The sequence below is a fragment of the Mesorhizobium sp. WSM4871 genome (assembly GCF_055811295.1).
In genome coordinates this window covers 188,910-207,128 of the sequence record NZ_JBVVPU010000013.1, presented here as the reverse complement: position 1 = coordinate 207,128, position 18,219 = coordinate 188,910, and the positions used below count along the sequence as shown (strand labels likewise).

16 protein-coding genes and 1 pseudogene are annotated in these 18,219 nt (G+C 64.3%); 2 read left to right on the top strand and 15 right to left on the bottom strand.

Annotated elements, in window-relative coordinates:
* Positions 1–161: 161 nt before the first annotated feature.
* From AC0L2H_RS25600 to AC0L2H_RS25565, 8 genes and pseudogenes are all read right to left on the bottom strand, one after another.
* Positions 162–1,628, bottom strand: a complete 1,467-nt coding sequence (locus tag AC0L2H_RS25600) for a L,D-transpeptidase family protein (RefSeq protein ID WP_473592673.1) — start codon at positions 1,626–1,628, stop codon at positions 162–164.
* A gap of 251 nt (positions 1,629–1,879) precedes the next feature.
* Positions 1,880–2,245 carry an MmcQ/YjbR family DNA-binding protein gene (locus AC0L2H_RS25595; protein WP_473592674.1) on the bottom strand — a complete coding sequence of 122 codons (366 nt, stop codon included), beginning with the start codon at positions 2,243–2,245 and terminating at the stop codon, positions 1,880–1,882.
* Between the two features lie 97 nt (positions 2,246–2,342).
* Positions 2,343–4,943: pseudogene (clpB, locus tag AC0L2H_RS25590) on the bottom strand (ATP-dependent chaperone ClpB); the annotation flags it as partial.
* Positions 4,944–5,209: 266 nt separating this feature from the next.
* Positions 5,210–6,196, bottom strand: coding sequence for a DUF4167 domain-containing protein (locus tag AC0L2H_RS25585; protein ID WP_473592675.1), 987 nt, complete (start codon positions 6,194–6,196; stop codon positions 5,210–5,212).
* Positions 6,197–6,550: 354 nt separating this feature from the next.
* On the bottom strand, positions 6,551–7,426 hold the full coding sequence (prmC, locus tag AC0L2H_RS25580; RefSeq protein ID WP_473592676.1) for a peptide chain release factor N(5)-glutamine methyltransferase: 876 nt from the start codon (positions 7,424–7,426) through the stop codon (positions 6,551–6,553).
* Positions 7,419–8,498, bottom strand: a complete 1,080-nt coding sequence (gene prfA, locus AC0L2H_RS25575) for a peptide chain release factor 1 (RefSeq protein ID WP_473592677.1) — start codon at positions 8,496–8,498, stop codon at positions 7,419–7,421. Before prfA ends, prmC begins: the two co-directional genes overlap by 8 nt.
* Before the next feature lie 9 nt (positions 8,499–8,507).
* Positions 8,508–10,778 carry a phosphoenolpyruvate--protein phosphotransferase gene (gene ptsP, locus AC0L2H_RS25570; protein WP_473592678.1) on the bottom strand — a complete coding sequence of 757 codons (2,271 nt, stop codon included), beginning with the start codon at positions 10,776–10,778 and terminating at the stop codon, positions 8,508–8,510.
* Between the two features lie 83 nt (positions 10,779–10,861).
* Complete coding sequence (locus AC0L2H_RS25565) at positions 10,862–12,115, bottom strand: aspartate kinase (RefSeq protein WP_473592679.1); 1,254 nt, start codon at positions 12,113–12,115, stop codon at positions 10,862–10,864.
* Between the two features lie 350 nt (positions 12,116–12,465).
* Here AC0L2H_RS25565 and ubiG point away from each other — a divergent pair, with 350 nt between their 5' ends.
* Positions 12,466–13,215, top strand: a complete 750-nt coding sequence (gene ubiG, locus AC0L2H_RS25560) for a bifunctional 2-polyprenyl-6-hydroxyphenol methylase/3-demethylubiquinol 3-O-methyltransferase UbiG (RefSeq protein WP_473592680.1) — start codon at positions 12,466–12,468, stop codon at positions 13,213–13,215.
* A gap of 6 nt (positions 13,216–13,221) precedes the next feature.
* Here the strand turns inward: ubiG and AC0L2H_RS25555 are convergent, their stop codons facing one another.
* The 5 genes from AC0L2H_RS25555 to AC0L2H_RS25535 all read right to left on the bottom strand — a co-directional run bounded on the left by AC0L2H_RS25555 (position 13,222) and on the right by AC0L2H_RS25535 (position 16,627).
* Positions 13,222–14,136: a DMT family transporter gene (locus AC0L2H_RS25555; protein WP_473592681.1), complete on the bottom strand. Its 915-nt coding sequence runs from the start codon at positions 14,134–14,136 to the stop codon at positions 13,222–13,224.
* Between the two features lie 76 nt (positions 14,137–14,212).
* Complete coding sequence (locus AC0L2H_RS25550) at positions 14,213–14,638, bottom strand: DUF1178 family protein (RefSeq protein ID WP_473592682.1); 426 nt, start codon at positions 14,636–14,638, stop codon at positions 14,213–14,215.
* Positions 14,635–15,516, bottom strand: a complete 882-nt coding sequence (locus tag AC0L2H_RS25545) for a carbon-nitrogen hydrolase family protein (protein WP_473592683.1) — start codon at positions 15,514–15,516, stop codon at positions 14,635–14,637. Before AC0L2H_RS25545 ends, AC0L2H_RS25550 begins: the two co-directional genes overlap by 4 nt.
* A 2-nt stretch (positions 15,517–15,518) precedes the next feature.
* Entirely contained in the window at positions 15,519–15,797 is a 279-nt protein-coding gene (gene grxC / locus AC0L2H_RS25540) for a glutaredoxin 3 (RefSeq protein ID WP_473592685.1), read from the bottom strand.
* A 29-nt stretch (positions 15,798–15,826) separates the two neighbouring features.
* Positions 15,827–16,627 carry a ComF family protein gene (locus tag AC0L2H_RS25535; RefSeq protein WP_473592686.1) on the bottom strand — a complete coding sequence of 267 codons (801 nt, stop codon included), beginning with the start codon at positions 16,625–16,627 and terminating at the stop codon, positions 15,827–15,829.
* A 55-nt stretch (positions 16,628–16,682) separates the two neighbouring features.
* Here AC0L2H_RS25535 and AC0L2H_RS25530 point away from each other — a divergent pair, with 55 nt between their 5' ends.
* A complete protein-coding gene (locus tag AC0L2H_RS25530; RefSeq protein ID WP_473592688.1) occupies positions 16,683–17,576 on the top strand; it encodes a methyltransferase domain-containing protein in 894 nt (297 codons plus the stop codon).
* An 11-nt stretch (positions 17,577–17,587) separates the two neighbouring features.
* On the opposite strand, the gene AC0L2H_RS25525 is transcribed toward AC0L2H_RS25530, so the two are convergent.
* Both AC0L2H_RS25525 and AC0L2H_RS25520 read right to left on the bottom strand, forming a co-directional pair.
* Positions 17,588–17,767, bottom strand: coding sequence for a Flp family type IVb pilin (locus AC0L2H_RS25525; RefSeq protein WP_473592689.1), 180 nt, complete (start codon positions 17,765–17,767; stop codon positions 17,588–17,590).
* Between the two features lie 137 nt (positions 17,768–17,904).
* Positions 17,905–18,216, bottom strand: a complete 312-nt coding sequence (locus AC0L2H_RS25520) for a hypothetical protein (RefSeq protein ID WP_473592690.1) — start codon at positions 18,214–18,216, stop codon at positions 17,905–17,907.
* Positions 18,217–18,219 lie beyond the last annotated feature (3 nt).

Below are 18,219 nucleotides of genomic sequence, written 5' to 3'. Positions count from 1 at the left end.
TCGCTCAACTGCCTCTCCAAAGAATCCTTTCTCTGTCTAAACTCAACCCCAAAATCGCCATATGCGATTCCCCTGCCGTTTACGGGGAGAAATGCCCGGCAGGGCAATGAGGGGCGGCACCGACATTGGCAGGTCTCACGCTGCGGTCGCAACGATTGCGCTTAGTCGACGAATTCGACCGTGACGCCGGGCGAGACGATCCTGGCCAGTTCGCGTGCGTCCCAATTGGTCAGCCGCACGCAGCCATGGCTTTCGGTCTTGCCGATCTTGGACGGATCGGGCGTGCCGTGGATGCCGTAGGTCGGCTTGTCCAGCGCGATCCAGACCGAGCCGACCGGTCCGTTCGGCCCCGGCGGAATGGTCAGCACCTTGTCGTTTTCGCCCTGCTTGAAATTGATGTTGGGATTGTAGGTGTAGTTGGGATCGAGCGCGACACGCGACACCGCATGCGTGCCGGAGGGCGACGGCGTGTCCGACGAACCGATGGTGGCCGGATAGGCAGCTACCAGCTTGCCAGACGCGTCATAGGCGAAGACCTCTTTCTTGCCCTTGTCGGCGATGATGCGCGCCACCGGCTTTGTCACCAGCTTGCCGAAATTCGCGACCTTGATGATCGTGCCGGGCCGGTTGAAATTGGCGTCCGGATTGAGCGCTTTCAGATAGTTCTCGTCCATGTGAAACCGCTCGGCGATCGCCTCGGTGACGGAGGTATAGCCCATGCGGTCGAGCTGCGCTTTCTGGCTGTAGTCCTCCGGTATCGATGCGACATAGGGGCCGGCCGCATCCTCCGGTGTGATCGTGTAGGAAGCGAAGGCATCGCCGCCCGATTGCGCAAGGGCTGCCTGGATGCCGACCGCATCGGTTGAACGAAGATTGCCGCCAGTGATCTCATTGTAGGCGGCGAGCGCCTTGTCGACATTCGAGCCGAAGCGCCCGTCGATGACGCCGGGCGAAGCGCCGGCGCGGTCGAGCAGCACCTGCAGCCCGGCGATATCCTGGCGTGCGCCGAGCGAGAGCGACGGATCGACCGTCGTTTTGCCACCGGTCTTCGGCGGCAACGCCGCCTGCTCGGCCGGCGCGGTCGGCTCGACCGGTTCGATCGAAGCTTCGTCGAGCGGCTGGCGCTTGATGGTGCGCGGCTTTGCCGGCTGCGGCGCTTCCGGGTAAGTGTTGCCGTAGCCGCCGTCGTCCTGCGGCGCTTCCGGAAAGGCCTCCACCGAACTGTCGCCATAGGGATCGTATCCGTCGGCCGGTGGCTCGATGATGCGGCCCTGCTCGTCCAGCCGCCTGCGGCGGATGCGCGCCGTGTCCTGCGGGTCGTCGAGGTAATAGTCGTCATCCTCGACCGGCCCGAGATTGCGCCAGCGCTCGCGGCGCGGCGCGGCGCGGTCATACCTGGCCTGCGGCGGCTGGATGGCAATGACCTTGCCGGTCTCCGCATCGACGAGGACGCGGTTTCCCCTGGCGTCGTAATAGACGTCGACATTGCCGTTCTGGGCCACAAGAATGCCGCCGGAATCGCTCGCGCGAACAGGTCGCGGCGCGGTATCCGCCATTGGCGAGCCCATCGCATTCGACACCAGCAGCCCGATGGCAAGCGCCGAAAGGGTGAATATCCCGCGAAACATGATTGTCAAACTCTCCGGTCCCAAATGCCGCCGCCTTGCATTGCCTTTTTAGAGCGCCGCGCGTTTTTTCGGACGCGCAACGGACGCTCTGACGCTTCAGATCTCCGCATCGTGCTTTCCGAAAATCGAATTCGATTTCGGGCCGACGCGGCAGGCGAACCCCTTCGCCAGCAAATCAGTCGCCACGATAAGGATCCAACATGAACCGGGCATGAAGATGGCGGATTTCTGGCAGGCTGGAGCAACATGCGTCAGCTTCCAGCGAGCCCCAATTCCCGGCGCGCCTGCTTCGTCAATTTCAGCACGACCAGGCGGTGGCTTTCGCGCAAATAGTCCTTCAGCGCGTCGTCATCCATGCTCTCGCCCGTCTGGCGCTGGATCCATTTCATGCCGCGCGACGCAAGATAGGGCGCGGGCCTGAGGCCAGGCTGTTCCTTCAGTATGTCATAGGCGATGTCGGAGCATTTGAAGGTGACGAAGGGCTGCTTGCCCTCACCCCAGCCGGCGATGGCAAACACCTTGGCGCCGACCTTCCAGACATGGGCGCCGCCCCACTGGACGACATGGGTCGTCGCAGGCAGCGATGCGCAAAAGCCGTTGTAGTCGTCCAGCGTCATCCGCGCCCTTCAAATACATATCGCGCAAAAGCATGCCCTCGGGCTTGAACCGGGGGGACGCAGCGGTTTTGCGACAACGACTTGCATAAAACAAGGGCGCCGCCTCGGTCGCCACGACCGCCGGCTTCGAGCGGAAGTTCAGCCGGTCGGAACCGGCTGTGACCTTGACGGTCGAGCCGTCGAGGATCTCGCCGAGCAGGATCTTCTCCGCCAGCGGATCCTGCAGTTCCTTCTGCATCACCCGCTTCAGCGGCCGCGCGCCATAGGCCGGGTCGTAGCCCTTGGCCGCCAGCCAGTCGATCGCCTCCTGATCCAGCGACAGCGCGATCTTGCGGTCGACGAGCAGGCTTTCCAGCCGCTTGAGCTGGATCTCGACGATGCGGCCCATATCCTGCCGGCGCAGCCGGTGGAACAGGATCACCTCGTCGACGCGGTTGAGGAATTCAGGCCGGAACGATGCCCGCACCACGCTCATCACCTCGTCGCGCACCTGATCGACGTCCTGGTCCTCGCCGAGATTGACCAAATATTCGGCGCCGAGATTCGACGTCATGATGATCAGCGTGTTGCGGAAGTCGACCGTGCGGCCCTGCCCGTCGGTCAGGCGGCCGTCGTCGAGCACCTGCAGCAGCACGTTGAACACGTCCGGATGCGCCTTCTCGATCTCGTCGAACAGCACGACCTGATAGGGCCGGCGCCGCACCGCTTCGGTCAGCGCGCCGCCTTCCTCATAGCCGACATAGCCGGGAGGCGCGCCGATCAGGCGGGCGACCGAGTGCTTCTCCATGAACTCCGACATGTCGATGCGCACCATCGCGCTTTCGTCGTCGAACAGGAAGCTGGCCAGCGCCTTGGTCAGTTCGGTCTTGCCGACGCCGGTCGGGCCGAGGAACATGAACGAGCCGATCGGCCGGTTCGGATCCTGCAGGCCGGCACGGGCGCGGCGGACGGCTTTCGACACCGCCTGCACCGCCTCGCCCTGGCCGACGACGCGCTTGCCGACCTCGTCTTCCATGCGCAACAGCTTGTCGCGCTCGCCTTGCAGCATCTTGTCGACCGGAATGCCGGTCCAGCGCGACACGATATGGGCGACATGGTCGGGCGTGACCACCTCCTCGACCATGCCGACCTTGCCGTCCTGGGCTTCGGCTTCCTTCAGCTTCTTTTCCAGTTCCGGGATCGTGCCATAGGCGAGCTCGCCGGCGCGCTGGAATTCACCCTTGCGCTGGGCAATGGCAAGCTCGTTGCGCGCCTCGTCGAGTTGCTTCTTGAGGTCGGCGGCAAGCCCGAGCTTCTGCTTCTCCGCCTGCCACTTCGAGGTGATCTCGGTCGACTCTTCTTCCAGATTGGAGAGTTCCTTCTCGAGGCGGGCAAGCCGGTCCTTCGACGCCTCGTCTTTCTCGACCTTCAGCGCCTCGCGCTCGATCTTGAGCTGCATGATGCGGCGATCGATCTCGTCCAGTGCCTCCGGCTTCGAATCGACCTGCATCCGGAGCCGCGACGCGGCCTCGTCGACGAGGTCGATCGCCTTGTCCGGCAGGAACCGGTCGGCGATATAGCGGTTGGACAGCGTCGCCGCGGCGACCAAGGCCGAATCCGAGATGCGCACCTTATGGTGCTGCTCGTATTTCTCCTTCAGGCCGCGCAGGATCGAGACGGTGTCCTCCACCGTCGGCTCGTCGACGAAGACCGGCTGGAAGCGGCGGGCCAGCGCCGGATCCTTCTCGACATGCTTTCTGTATTCGTCGAGCGTGGTCGCGCCGACGCAGTGCAACTCGCCGCGCGCCAGTGCCGGCTTCAACAGGTTCGAGGCATCCATCGCGCCATCGGCCTTGCCGGCGCCGACCAGCGTGTGCATCTCGTCGATGAACAGGATGATGCCGCCAGCGGCACCGGTAACCTCCGAAAGCACCGCCTTCAGCCGCTCCTCGAACTCGCCGCGATATTTGGCGCCGGCAATCAGCGCGCCCATGTCGAGCGCCATCAACTGCTTGTCCTTCAGCGATTCCGGCACGTCGCCATTGACGATGCGCAGCGCCAGCCCTTCGGCGATCGCCGTCTTGCCGACGCCGGGTTCACCGATCAGCACGGGATTGTTCTTGGTCCGGCGCGACAGCACCTGGATGGTACGGCGGATCTCATCGTCGCGGCCGATGACCGGATCGAGCTTGCCGGCCCGGGCATCCGCGGTCAGGTCGCGCGCGTATTTCTTCAGCGCGTCATAACCCTGTTCGGCGCTCGCCGAATCGGCGGTGCGGCCCTTGCGGACATCGTTGATCACCTGGTTCAGCGCCTGCGCGGTCACCCCGGCCTTGGCCAAGATGTCGGCGGTCTTGGCGGATTTCTCGACCGCCAGCGCCGTCAGCAGCCGCTCGACCGTGACGAAGCTGTCGCCGGCCTTCTTGGCCAGTTCCTCGGCCGTCGAAAACACCTTGGCCAGCGGCTGCGCCAGATAAAGCTGGCCATTGCCACCTTCCACCTTGGGCATCGCTTCGAGGGCGGATTCGACACCGAGCTTGACGTCGCGAACGCTGCCGCCGGCACGCTCGATCAGCGAGGCGGCCAAGCCCTCCTCGTCGTCGACGAGCACTTTCAGGATATGTTCGGGGGTAAATTGCTGGTGGCTGCGCGAGAGCGCCATGGTCTGCGCGGACTGGATAAAGCCGCGCACGCGCTCGGAATATTTCTCAAGGTTCATATCTGTCTCCTTCCGTCACCGGCCCGCTTTGCGGCACCGGATCAGATTGCGGTGACGGACCCGCCCATTCGAGCCGGATCCTGTTCACGCGAGATATGGTGCATAGGCCGTGGTCTCTCAAGACGCCTTGATATCGGTCAATGCATTATATTCCACGGGAGGCGCAAAACGAAAACGGCGGAGATTGCTCTCCGCCGTCTGGGGTAAGGGATGCTCTAACTTGGCTCGGCTCCAACCCGGCTTGAAAGCCCGGTTGGAAAGTCTGTCTATCGGTTGTCGACTTCGGCAACGACAGCTTCGCCACCACCTTCAACCGGCGCTGCCACTTCGCCGGGACCGGCATTGTCGCTAACGCTATCTGTCTGGTTTGCATTTTCCTGATCTACCCCCTGGGCAGCATCGGCACGCGGACGCCGCGGGCGCCTGGGACGGCGCGCAGCACCATTTCCGCTCGCTGCCTCGTTCATCTCGGCCTGTGCGGCGAGAGCGGCCGGCGAAAAATTGCTAAACTGCGGCGCGGGTTCGGCGGCAACAACGGGCTCGGCCTGGGGCACAAAACCAGTTTCGGCCTGGGGCGCGGTTTCAGCCTGGGAAACGGCTTCCGCCTGCACCGGCGCCTCGTTGCGCCGGTTCTGATCGCCGCGCTGGCCGCCCTGCTCGCCGCGCGAACCATACTCGCCGCGCTGGCCGTTCTGGCCGTAACCGCCATTGGGGCGACGGTCGCGATGGCGACCGCCATTGTTGTCGCGCCCGTTATCGCGGCCCCCGTTGTCGCGGCCCCCGTTGTCGCGGCCGTTGTCACGATTGTCGCGGCCGTTTTCCTGGTTGAACGCCAACTCGGCCGGCATGCCCTCGATGACCGGCTGCGGGCCGGCGCCATGGCTGGCCGCTGGAGCCGAAGCCTCGCCGGCATTGTTGCCGGCATTGTCGAACTCGTCGCGGTCTTCATCGCCGTCTTCGTCGAAATCGTCGCGGTTCTGCTGCGCGTTCTGGATCGGCATCTGCGCCTGCGCGGCTGCAATGATGCGATTGTAGTGCTCGGCGTGCTGGAGATAGTTTTCCGCCATCACCCGGTCGCCGGAGCTTTGCGCATCACGGGCAAGGGTTGCGTATTTTTCGGCGATCTGCTGAGCCGATCCGCGGATCTTCACGTCCGGGCCGTTGCTCTCGTAGTTGCGCGTCAGGGGATTTGGGCCCTTGCGGTTGTTGTTATTGTTGTTGCCGCCGCCGCCGCTGTTGTTGCGACCGCGCATGCGCCTGTTCTGCTGTTGTGGCCTCATCCGACTCTCTTCATTTTGAAATTTTTGAATAACTCTTCACGAACGGAGGCGCTCATGCAGCCAGCCGTTTCGTTTCTTCACCGGCGTTCGCCCGCATCGATTGCGTTGGCGCCACGTGTCATCCTGTTCCGGTTACATCACTTGCCGGACGATTCCCGCACGAAGCTTGGGCGTCGTTTGCGCAAGAAGGCAGCTATTTCCAAGGAAAACCGAATCGCTAAGAGCACTGCCTGCTTCGTCTCATCCGGTTAAGGCGACCCTAGCCGCATTCCCCGGCATTGCCAAGCGGTTTTTTCGCACTGCATCACGGCTTTGTCTGTTACTCGATCAGAACCTGCGTTCAAAGACCAAAACCCTGTTATTTCCGCCCAGATCGCAAAACACCCCAGCCCGCCCATAGCCGGCTGCAGAAAAAATGTCCGTGACCTCGTCGCGCTGCGTATGGCCGATCTCGACCGCTATTATGCCCTTGAGGTCCAAAAAACCTGCCGCCTCGGCGGCGATGATCCTGTAGGGGCTCAGACCGTCAGCGCCGCCATCCAAGGCTTGGCGCGGATCGAAATCGCGGACTTCGTCCTGCAGATTTTCAATGTCTTGAGTCGGTATATAGGGAGGGTTTGCGGTAATTACATGGTACCGGCCCGAAACTTTTTCGAACCAGTCGGACTGAAGCGATTTGAACCTGCCGGCCAGCCCCAGTTCCCTGGCATTGCGCACGGCGGTCGTCAACGCGTCCTGGGAAATATCGACGCCGGTGGCAACCGCGCCAGGTACGGCATCGAGCAGCGCCAGAGCGATGGCGCCGGTGCCGGTTCCAAGATCGAGGATGCGGCATTCGCCTTGCCGCTCCGCTGTCGCTTTCACGAAGGGCAGTACCGCTTCGACCAGCGTTTCGGTGTCGGGCCGCGGCTCCAGCGTTTCCGGCGACAGCGACAGGCGCAAGCCGTGGAATTCGCGATAACCAAGGATGCGATGCACCGGCTCGCCGGAGATGCGCCGCCCCAAGGCCGCATCGATGGCGGCGACCGCGTCGGGGCCGACCTTGCGCTCGGGATCGGCGATGGCCTGCGTGCGGGTCGTGGCGGAAAAATGTTCGACGATCAGCCTGGCGTCCAGCGCTGGATCGCTCACGCCGGCTTCTGTCAGGCGTTGCCGCGCCGCCCGCAGCAGTGGCCCGAGCGTGCCGGGTAAAGTGTCAGCCATCGACGCCCATGTCGGCGAGCAGTTTCGACTGGTGATCGGCGATCAGCGCGTCGACGATCTCGTCGAGTTCGCCCATCATCACCCGGTCGAGCTTGTAGAGCGTCAGGTTGATGCGATGGTCGGTGACCCGGCCTTGCGGGAAATTGTAAGTGCGGATGCGCTCCGAGCGGTCGCCCGACCCGACCTGCGACTTGCGCGATTCCGAGCGCTCCTCGTCCGCCTTGCCGCGCTCCAGGTCGTAGAGCCTGGCCCGCAGGATTTGCATCGCCTTCGCCCGGTTCTGATGCTGCGACTTCTCCGCCTGCACCACCATGATGCCGGTCGGCAGATGGGTAATGCGGACCGCCGAATCGGTGGTGTTGACGTGCTGGCCGCCGGAGCCCGACGCACGCATCGTATCGATGCGGATGTCTTCCGCCCGGATCTCGATGTCGACCTCTTCCGCCTCCGGCAGCACCGCGACCGTCGCCGCCGAGGTATGGATGCGTCCGCCGGCCTCGGTCTCCGGCACGCGCTGCACGCGATGCACGCCGGATTCGAACTTCAGATGGGCAAAGACCCCCTTGCCCGACACGGTGGCGATGATTTCCTTGTAGCCGCCAACCTCGCCCTCGCTGGCCGAAGCCGTCTCGAAACGCCAGCCGCGGGACGCTGCGTAGCGCTCATACATGCGAAACAGGTCGCCGGCGAACAGCGCCGCCTCGTCGCCGCCGGTGCCGGCGCGGATTTCGAGGATGGCGTTCTTGTCGTCGGCGGCATCCTTGGGCAGAAGCAGGATCTGGATATCCTTCTGCAGCGCCTCGATGCGTTCCTCGACCCCCGGCAGGTCGGCCTCCGCCAAGGCCCGCATCTCGGCATCGGTACCCTTGTCGGCAAGCATTGCCTCCAGGTCGGCCTGCTCCTGCTCGGCGGCGCGCAGCGCCCTGATCTTGGCCACCATCTCCTGGATGTCGGCATATTCCGAGGCCATCCGGACATAGGCGTCCGCCGCCGGCCCGGCCGACATCTGCGCTTCGAGCATGTCGAAACGCTTGACGACTTGATCCATACGGTCGCGGGGCAGGTTGATCATGACAAAGGTCTATAGCGGGATCGAACGGTCGTCGGCAAAGGCTTGCAGCAATGCCCGCATCGGCAGCCCTTGAGCCGGCGCCATCAGATTGTCGTCGAAGAATGCCTGCAACTCGTCCAGCGGCAGCTCCGTCAGCATCGCCTTGACCGGACCGATCGAGGCCGGCGACATGGAGATCGAGCGGTAGCCCAGGCCGATCAGCGCCATCGCGGATATGGGTTTTCCGGCGAGTTCGCCGCACAGCGTCACCGGAGTGTGATTGCGTAGCCCGGCATCGGCGATCGTCTTCAAGACGCGCAGGAACGGCGTCGACAGCGTATCGAAGCGATCGGAGAGCTGCGTGTTGCCGCGATCGACCGCCATCACGAACTGGAACAAATCGTTCGAGCCGACCGAGACGAAATCGACCGCCTTCATCAGCTCGTCGAGCTGGAACAGCAGCGACGGTACTTCGAGCATGGCCCCGAGCTTCAGGCTGGTCGGCAGATGATGGGCAAAACGCGACAGATGCCGCACCTCGCGATCGATGATCTCACGCGCCTGTGCGATCTCGCCAAGCTCGGTCACCATCGGCAGCATCAGCTTCAGTTCACGCCCGCCGCTGGCCTTCAGAAGCGCACGGATCTGCGTCCTGAGCAGGCCCGGCCGGTCGAGCGTCAGCCGGATGGCGCGCCAGCCGAGCGCCGGGTTCTCTTCCTGGATCGCGCCCTTGAAGTAGGGCAGCACCTTGTCGCCGCCAATATCGATGGTGCGGAAGGTGACCGGCTTGCCGCGCGCCGCATCGAGCACGTCGCGATAGAGCTTTTCCTGCGCCTCGGCGCGGGGAAAGGTCGAGGCAACCATGAATTGCAGCTCGGTGCGGAACAGGCCGATCCCGGCCGCGCCCGCCTCGGCGAGCTGCGGCAGGTCGACGGCAAGGCCCGCATTCATCAGGAGATCGACCTGGACACCATCCCTGGTCACCGACGGCTTCTTGCGCAGCTCGCGGTAAACCTCCTGCCGCCGCGCCCTGAAGCGGACCTTTTCGGCATAGGCGGCTTCGAGATCGGGCTGCGGGCGCAGATGGATGATGCCCTCCTCGCCGTCGACGATGATGGCGTCGCCGTTTTCCGCCATGGAAACGGCGCCCTTCATCTGGCCGGCGACCGGTATGCCCATGGCGCGCGCCACGATGACGACGTGGCTGGTTGCGGCCCCATCCTCCAGCACCACGCCGCGCAGCTTGTCCCTGGGGTAGTCGAGCAGTTCGGCGGCCCCCATCGAACGGGCAACGATGATGGCGTCCTTCGGCAGCGAGGCCGCGACATCCTCCGGTCCGCGCCCCATCAGCTGGCGCAGCAGCCGGTTGGCGAGATCGTCGAAATCGCTCATCCGCTCGCGCAGATACGGATCGGTCATGTGCATCATGCGGGCGCGCATGTCGCTCTGCACCTTTTCGACCGCCGCTTCCGCGGTCAGGCCGTTGCGGATCGCCTCTTCGAGCCGCCGCACCCAGCCGCTGTCGTTGGCGAACATGCGATAGGCTTCGAGCACCTGGCGATGCTCGCCCTCGAAGGCGACATCGCGGCGTTCCAGCATGTCGTCGATGGAGAGCCTGAGCGAACCAAGCGATGCGTCGAGCCGCCTGACCTCTTCCTCGCTGTCCTCGTTGAACAGATTGGTGACGACGATGCGCGGCTCGTGCAGCACGACATGGCCAAGCCCGACGCCCTCGTTGAAGGACAGGCCGTTGAAGCTCACCGGGCGGCGCAGGTCGAGTTCGAGCCCGGGCCGGGTCAACCGCGCCAGATCGCCGGTGGCGATCATCTCGGCGATCACCATCGCCGTGGTTTCCAGCGCTTCGACCTCGTCGTCGCGGTAGTGGCGCATGGTCTTGTTCTGGACCACCAGCACGCCGAGTGTGCGCCCTGCCCTCAGCACCGGCACGCCGAGGAAGGAATTGTAGATCTCTTCCCCCGTCTCCGGCAGATAGGCGAAGGCCGGATGCTCCTGCGCGTTGGACAGGTTGAGCGGCCGCGCCGAGGCCGCGATGGTGCCGACCAGGCCTTGGCCGAGTTTCAGCTGAGCCAGGTGGACGGCGTTGGGGTTCAGACCCTCGGTGGCATAGAGTTCGAGCACCGAATCGGCGCGCAGCACATAGAGCGAGCACACTTCGGCGACCATGTTGGAGGCGATGTCGCGCACGATGCGGTCGAGCCGCTCCTGTGGCTCCAGCGGCTCTTGCATGAGCTCGCGGAGCCGTTTCAGCAAAACGCGCGGGCCACTGGCCGTATCACGCATCGCGGCTTCTTCTCCAATGGCATGTCAGCCGGCGCAGTTTCCCCTGCGGCCGGCGCTCACGCAACAACTGACTCAAAGTCTTGCTACTGCTTATCCAGACCGTAGACGGAATGCAAAGTGCGAACCGCAAGTTCCGTATAGGGACCGTCGATCAATATCGAAATCTTGATCTCGGAAGTGGTGATGGCGCGGATATTGATGGCACGATCGGCCAGCGCCTTGAAGGCTGTGGCGGCGACGCCGGCATGGCTCCTCATGCCGATGCCGATGACCGAGACCTTTGACATGCCGGCTTCCGATTGCACGACGTCATAGCCGATCGTGGCCTTCAGGCGCTCGAGCACGGCCAGCGCCTTGTCGACGTCGCCGGACGGCACGGTGAAGGTCATGTCGGTGAACTTGCCGTCCTCGGAGATATTCTGGACGATCATGTCGACATTGATGTTGGCCTCGGCCAGCGGCCCGAAGATGCCGGCGGCGACGCCGGGCCGGTCTCCGACACGGCGCAACGAAATCTGCGCTTCGTCCTTGGCGTAGGCGATTCCGGTGACGACCTGCTGTTCCACGATTTCTTCCTCGTCGCAAATGAGCGTTCCGGGCGGATTGAGCAAATCCCCCATTCCGGGTGCGTCGGGATCGTCGAAGGACGACCGCACGAAAGTACGCACCCTGTGCACCATGGCAAGCTCGACCGAGCGGACCTGCAGGACCTTGGCGCCGAGCGACGCCATTTCAAGCATTTCCTCGAAGGAAATCTTGGCCAGCCGCCGCGCCTTCGGCTCGATGCGCGGATCGGTGGTGTAGACCCCGTCGACGTCGGTGTAGATGTCGCAGCGGTCGGCCTTGACCGCCGCGGCGATGGCGACGGCACTGGTGTCGGAACCGCCGCGGCCGAGCGTGGCGATGCGATTGTCCGGCCCGATGCCCTGGAATCCTGCGACCACCGCCACCTGGCCCTCGCCGAAGCGCTTGATCAAAAATGCGCCGTCGATGTCGAGGATGCGCGCCGCGCCATGCGCGTTGTCGGTCTTGATCGGGATCTGCCAGCCCTGCCAAGACCGCGCATGCACCCCCATATTCTGCAGCGCGATCGCCAAAAGACCGGCCGTGACCTGCTCGCCGGAGGCGACGACGGCATCATATTCACGAGCATCGTGCATGGGCGACGCCTCGCGCGTCCATTGCACGAGCTCGTTGGTCTTGCCGGCCATTGCCGAGACGACCACCGCGACCTCATGGCCGGCATCGACCTCGCGTTTTACATGGCGCGCTACATTGCGGATGCGGGCGATGTCGGCGACGGAGGTTCCGCCGAATTTCATCACGATGCGCGCCATGGAAGCGAAATGCCTTTGACTGGATGCCGGACCGAAGGCCGAAAGCGGAAAGAATGTGCCCGGTTGAGGCCGGCCGTTGAATGCGCGGCCTCCTTAGCCAAAACAGGGACTATCCGCAAGGACCGTGGGCAAGCGCCGGAAATCTCGCCGCTTGGCTCGGCTTGTGGATAACAGCATTTTGATGCGCCGGGACAGTGGCACCTTTGGTCAGCAGGGGCCGGCCGGCGAAAATTGCTGCCTTGACTTTCCCGCCCCCACACCCGACTTCCTAGCGCACCAGAGCGCGATCAGCAAAAGTGGTTTTGCGTCCGATCGCGCTCTGAACTTTTGAGTCTGCGGGAGACGAAGCCATGCCAGAGCCGCGACGATCGACGATCGATGCCGGAGAAGTGGAACGCTTTTCCGCTCTTGCCGCCGAATGGTGGAACCCGAACGGCAAGTTCCGCCCGCTGCACAAGTTCAATCCGATCCGGCTTGCCTATATCCGCGACCAGGTGGCGGCGCGCTTCGGCCGCGACCCGCGCGCGGCGAGGCCGTTCGAAGGCCTGCGCTTCCTCGACATCGGCTGCGGCGGCGGGCTTTTGTGCGAGCCGATGGCGCGGCTTGGCGCCGAAGTGGTCGGCGCCGACGCATCCGCCACCAACATCGAAGTGGCCAGGCTGCATGCGGCGGAGGTCGGCGTGACGGTGGATTATCGCGCCACGACGGCGGAGGACCTGGCCGATTCCGGCGAGAAATTCGACGTCATCCTCAACATGGAAGTCGTCGAGCATGTCGCCGACATCGACCTGTTCGTGGCCAAATGCGGCGAGATGGTCAAGCCGGGCGGCATCATGTTCGTCGCCACCATCAACCGCACGCTGAAGGCCCTGGGCCTGGCCATCATCGGCGCCGAATATGTGCTGCGCTGGCTGCCGCGCGGCACGCACCAGTTCGGCAAGCTGGTGCGTCCCGAAGAGCTCGAAAAGGCGCTCGCCGGCGCCGGGCTTGCCATCATCGACCGCACCGGCGTCGTCTACCATCCGCTCGCCGACCGCTGGCAGCGGTCGAAGGACATGGACGTCAACTACATGGTGCTGGCGGAGAAGGCACCGGTCTGAACCTTCTCACGCCGCCTGGCTTTGCGCCTTCGTGGTGATCTGGCTTTGTGCTTTCGTGGTGATGAACACGCCGGCAACGATGATGGCCGCGCCCACCCAGGTCAGCAATTGGTAGTGCTCGCCGAAAAAGATCGTGCCGGCAAGCAAACCGACCGCCGCCGCGACATAACCGATCTGGCTGAGATAGACCGGGCCTCCGACTGCCTGCAGCCGAAAGAACACCGCGAACATCGTCGCCGCCGAAGCCATCTGCGCGACGGTCGCCAGCGGCACCCCGCCGAGCGAGCCGAATGCACCGGCGCCCAGCGAGGCCAGGATGCCGGCAAGCAACATCACCGCCGACGCCAGATGGCTGCCGGCGGCGAGTGCGATCGGGCCGGTGCCTTCGGGCCAGTCGACCGTGCGGTAGATGTTGCCGACGGCCAGGCTGACCGGAATGAGCAGTCCCACCGCCACCCAGAAGAACTCGGCCGGACGGCCAGCCTCGCCACGCGTCGTCGCCACCATCACCGCGCCGACGAAGCCGACGGCGATGCCGGTCACACCAAGCAGATTGGGGCGCCTGACGCCGAGCAGGATCGAGAACACCAGCGTGATGACAGGCGACAGCGTGAACATGATGCCGGTGTAGCCGGCGCCAAGGTGCGGAATGGCGGAAAACATCAGGAGATTGGGGATAGCGTAGGACACCGCCGCGGTGACGAAGAAATAGCGCAGCCTGTGCGGGCTGAGCCGGATGCGCTCTCCGTTCAACAGCAAGGCGCCTAGCAGCACGCCGCCGGCGCCGAACGAGATGACGAAGGCCCAGACCACCGCCGGAACGCCCGCCGCCGTCGCCAGCTTGCCGAACGGCAGCGTCAGGCCGAGCAGCCCGCCGGTGACGACCAGAAGGCCGAGCGCTGAATCCCAGAGAAATTTCATTATGTTTCCTCGATCGCGGCGAGGTGACCAGCAAAAGCAGCCGGGCGAATGAACCAGTTCGGGAAAATTGGCTGACTCAGTTGCGGTCGTCTGGGAAGCTTGGGATCGGCATGAACTCCACGCCGTCCTCGGCCAGGCTCTTGGCCTCCTCGAGCGTCGCCTCGCCATAGATGCCGCGCGGGTCGCTCTCGCCGAAATGGATCTTGCGCGCTTCCTCGGCGAACTTGTCGCCGACATAGTCGGCATTCTCGCGCACTTTCTCGGCCATCGCCTTCAACTGCGCCAGCGCCTGCTTCTGCGCCTCGCCCATGGCAAGCGCGATCTTTTCCTGTTTGCGCCCGGTGGAGACGGCCGGCGCCATCAACGCCTTTTCAATCTTATGCGAGCCGCAGGTGGGGCAATCGACGAAGCCCCGCTTCTTCTGGGTGTCGAAATCGTCGTTGCTGCGAAACCAGCCCTCGAATTCATGCTCGTGCTCGCAGATCAGGGAAAAGCGGATCAAGACGCCGCACCCCTGAGAGGCACGGCCTCGGCCGATCCGCCGTTCACGGCAAAATCGCGCGCATTCCTGAGGTTCGGTATCTTCTTGCGCGCCGCAAGCGACTGCGCCGGATCGATCTCGGCGACGATCACCGCCGGCTCGTCATGCGCGGCTTCAGCGACGATGCGGCCCCAGGGATCGACGATCAGCGAGTGGCCATAGGTCTCGCGGCCGTCCTCGTGCAGTCCGCCCTGCGCGGCGGCCACGACATAGGCGCCGTTTTCGATGGCGCGTGCCCTGAGCAACACGTGCCAGTGCGCCTCGCCGGTTTGCCGGGTAAAGGCAGCGGGTACGGAAAGCATATCTGCGCCGGCCAGCGCCTCGGCGCGGAAAAGTTGCGGAAAGCGCAAATCGTAGCAGACGGCGAAGCCCAGCCTCGCACCGTCGATCCCAGCGCCGCTGATCCCGGTGACGACGGCCTCAGTGCCAGGCTCATAGGCGGCGGATTCGCGCCAGCTCTCGCCATTATCGAGATCGACGTCGAACATGTGAATCTTGTCATAGGTGGCAAGCGTGGCGCCATCGGGAGCGAACAAAAGCGCGCGGTTGGCGAGCTTGCCGTCGGCGCGCAGGATGGCGGTCGAGCCGATATGCAGGAAAATGCCGAGTTCCTTCGCCAGCTTTCGTGCGGTCGCGACGATGATGTCCTTGTCCTCGGAGGTGAAGGAGGTGGCTCTTGCCTCTTTGTCGCGGACAAGCGCACCGGTCATTTCCGGGGTCTGGACATAGGCCGCACCCTGGCTTGCCGCCTCGCGCACCAGCCGCTCCAGATCGACCGCATTGCGCTCGGGACTGGTTCCCGAACGCATCTGGATCGCCGCGGCCTTGAAAGCACCCATGGTCATGTCCTCAAATTCGCCGAACCGTTGGCGAGAAGTTTGTCCAGCCGGCCCTGCGCCTCCAGCTCGTGAAGGTCGTCACAGCCGCCGACATGCGTGTCGCCGATGAAAATCTGCGGAAAGGTCGAGCGGCCGCGCGCGCGCGAAATCATTTCCTGGCGCAGCTCCGGCGAGAAGGATGCGTCATGTTCGGTATAGGCAACGCCCTTGTGCTCGAGCAGCCGCTTGGCCGCGGTGCAATAGCCGCACATCATCCGAGTGTAGATCGTCACATCGACCATCTGTCAGCAATCCTGCCTTTCCCTCAAACCTATATAGTCACGGACTCGTCCGCCCGAAAGTCCCCTGGCAGCACGCGCGCGAAGGTCAGCACGTCGACCGCCCCGGCCCCACTCTTCTTCAACGCCTTGGCGACCGCGCGCACGGTGGCGCCGGTGGTATAGACGTCGTCGATCAAAAGCACCCGGCGGCCGGCGATCTCGATCTCGGCCTCGCCGGGCACTCTGAACGCGGCACGCACATTCTCTTCGCGCTCGTGCCGCTCCAGCCCGACCTGCTGGCGGGTGAGCTTGACACGGCGGATCGCCGAGGGCGCGAAAGGCAGGCCGCCAAGCTGCGACACCGCCCTTGCGAGCTCCGCCGACTGGTTGAACTGGCGCCTGAAAAACCGCCGCCAGTGCAGCGGCACCGGTACGACCACATCGGCCTCCGCGATCAATTCGGCGCCGGCGCGCAGCATCCAGCGCGCCATCCATGGCGCCAGATCGGTGCGATCCTGGTATTTCAACCCTTGCACCATCTGGCGGGCGACACCCGAATAGGCCACTGCCGCCCGCGCCCGCTCGAACGGCGGCGGGTCGGCGATTGCTTCGGCGGACAAGAACCCATCGCCCATGTGATGGGTGAAGGGCGTACCCATCACCGGGCACCAGGGCCGCTCCAGAAGCCTGAGTTTCGGCCAGCAGGCGCCGCACAGCACGCCGGGTTGCGAGACATGGCGGCGGCAGCCGGCGCAGACCGGCGGAAACAGCATGCGCGCCGGCCAGCCCAAAGCCTTTCGAGCGATACCCTTGATCGCAATATGCTTGATCTCTGGCATAGGATCGGCCACGTGGTTGGTCCTGCGCGCCACTATATCCAAGCGCGGGAAAACAGGAACCTGCCCGTTGCAACCTATAATCGACATCCCGCTGTGGCTGGCGCACAAGCGCCGGGCATTGGCCCACCCCGTCAGCGGAGCGGATTTCCTGATGCGCCGGGCAGCCGAGGACCTTGCCGACCGGCTGGGCGCCGTCGAGCGCGAGTTTAACAGGGCGGCCGTCCTGTTTTGCCAGACACCGGCCGCCACCGGCGTGCTCGCGGCAAGCGGCAAGGTGGCGGACATCGTGCGCGTCGAGGCGGACGCGACTTTCCTCAAGGGCGAGGCGGGACTGGTCTCATCGTTGGAAACCGTGCCGTTCGAGCCGGAAAGCCTCGACCTCGTTGTGTCGCTTCTGTCGCTGCAGGCGATGAACGACATTCCCGGCATGCTGGTGCAGACCCGCCGCGCGCTGAAGCCGGACGGCCTTTTCCTCGGCGCCTTTGCCGGCGCCGGCTCGCTTTCCGAGCTGCGCGAAAGCCTGCTGGCCGCCGAAACCGAGCTTTATGGCGGCGCCAGCCCCCGCGTCATTCCGTTCACCGATGTGCGCGACGCCGGCGCGCTCTTGCAGCGTGCCGGCTTCGCCTTGCCGGTCGCCGATGTCGAGACGGTGACGGTGCGCTACGATTCCCTGTTCGGCGTGATGGCGGACCTGCGGGCCATGGGCGAGACCAGCGCGCTCATCGACCGTAGCAGGCGACCGGGGACGCGAAGGCTGTTTGCCCGGGCAGCCGAAATCTACGCCGAGCGGTTTGCTGATCCCGATGGTCGTATCAGGGCGAGTTTCCCGATCGTCTGGATGTCAGGCTGGGCGCCCGACGCCTCGCAGCAAAAACCGCTGAAGCCGGGCTCGGCCAAGGTCTCGCTTAAGACGATATTGGAAAATCCCGAAGGGCGCCGACCGGGTTCCGACAACCGATAACCCGGCTGCGGTTACTTGGCGAAAGCATTGGCCAGCCTGCTGTTGTTGTCGCTGAACAACCAGGAGATCGCGTTGGCGGCCTGGCCGACGCCGCCAACGATGGCAAGCGACAACACGGCCGCGATCAGCCCATATTCGATGGCTGTCGCGCCTGTCTCGTCTTCCAAAAACCGTTGCAGCACTGTTTTCATGACTGTCGATCCCGCTTGCCACGACCCTAGCGCCGACCTGTTAAGAAAGGTTAACGGTACAGGCTTAACAGGCGATGAAACGGCAGCGTCCTATGCGCATCGCATAAGGAGCACCGGATGCATGACGCGCTTTTCGATCAGCAGTCGCCGCTGTGCCTGCCATTGCTGATGACGCAGACTGAACTGGGCAACGGCTGCAGCACGCTCCTGCGCAGCGTGTAGGTGTCGCGATGACCGATCGAAGCCGTGCTCATCCTGTCGACGCCGGCAAGATCGTCGCCGGTGGCTTGCAATCGCATCCGGCTATCGAGGTAAGGCGTCGCGAACAAGGCCAGGGCCACCGCGGCCGAACCGAACAGCAACGTGAGGCGCAACAGGCCCATGCCCGCTTGGCTGGCGCCACGCAAACGGTCGGGCCGGATCGAGTCCCAGTCCCTGTCGAGGCTCATGCA

What these genes read in the sequence shown, in the direction of transcription:
- AC0L2H_RS25525 (WP_473592689.1), bottom strand. Translation starts at nt 17,767, where the DNA reads ATGAAAACAGTGCTGCAACGGTTTTTGGAAGACGAGACAGGCGCGACA.
- prmC (WP_473592676.1), bottom strand. Translation starts at nt 7,426, where the DNA reads ATGGCTGACACTTTACCCGGCACGCTCGGGCCACTGCTGCGGGCGGCG.
- AC0L2H_RS25595 (WP_473592674.1), bottom strand. Translation starts at nt 2,245, where the DNA reads ATGACGCTGGACGACTACAACGGCTTTTGCGCATCGCTGCCTGCGACG.
- AC0L2H_RS25555 (WP_473592681.1), bottom strand. Translation starts at nt 14,136, where the DNA reads ATGAAATTTCTCTGGGATTCAGCGCTCGGCCTTCTGGTCGTCACCGGC.
- ubiG (WP_473592680.1), top strand. Translation starts at nt 12,466, where the DNA reads ATGCCAGAGCCGCGACGATCGACGATCGATGCCGGAGAAGTGGAACGC.
- prfA (WP_473592677.1), bottom strand. Translation starts at nt 8,498, where the DNA reads ATGATCAACCTGCCCCGCGACCGTATGGATCAAGTCGTCAAGCGTTTC.
- ptsP (WP_473592678.1), bottom strand. Translation starts at nt 10,778, where the DNA reads ATGCGTGATACGGCCAGTGGCCCGCGCGTTTTGCTGAAACGGCTCCGC.
- AC0L2H_RS25520 (WP_473592690.1), bottom strand. Translation starts at nt 18,216, where the DNA reads ATGAGCCTCGACAGGGACTGGGACTCGATCCGGCCCGACCGTTTGCGT.
- AC0L2H_RS25585 (WP_473592675.1), bottom strand. Translation starts at nt 6,196, where the DNA reads ATGCGCGGTCGCAACAACAGCGGCGGCGGCGGCAACAACAATAACAAC.
- AC0L2H_RS25600 (WP_473592673.1), bottom strand. Translation starts at nt 1,628, where the DNA reads ATGTTTCGCGGGATATTCACCCTTTCGGCGCTTGCCATCGGGCTGCTG.
- AC0L2H_RS25565 (WP_473592679.1), bottom strand. Translation starts at nt 12,115, where the DNA reads ATGGCGCGCATCGTGATGAAATTCGGCGGAACCTCCGTCGCCGACATC.
- AC0L2H_RS25545 (WP_473592683.1), bottom strand. Translation starts at nt 15,516, where the DNA reads ATGGGTGCTTTCAAGGCCGCGGCGATCCAGATGCGTTCGGGAACCAGT.
- grxC (WP_473592685.1), bottom strand. Translation starts at nt 15,797, where the DNA reads ATGGTCGATGTGACGATCTACACTCGGATGATGTGCGGCTATTGCACC.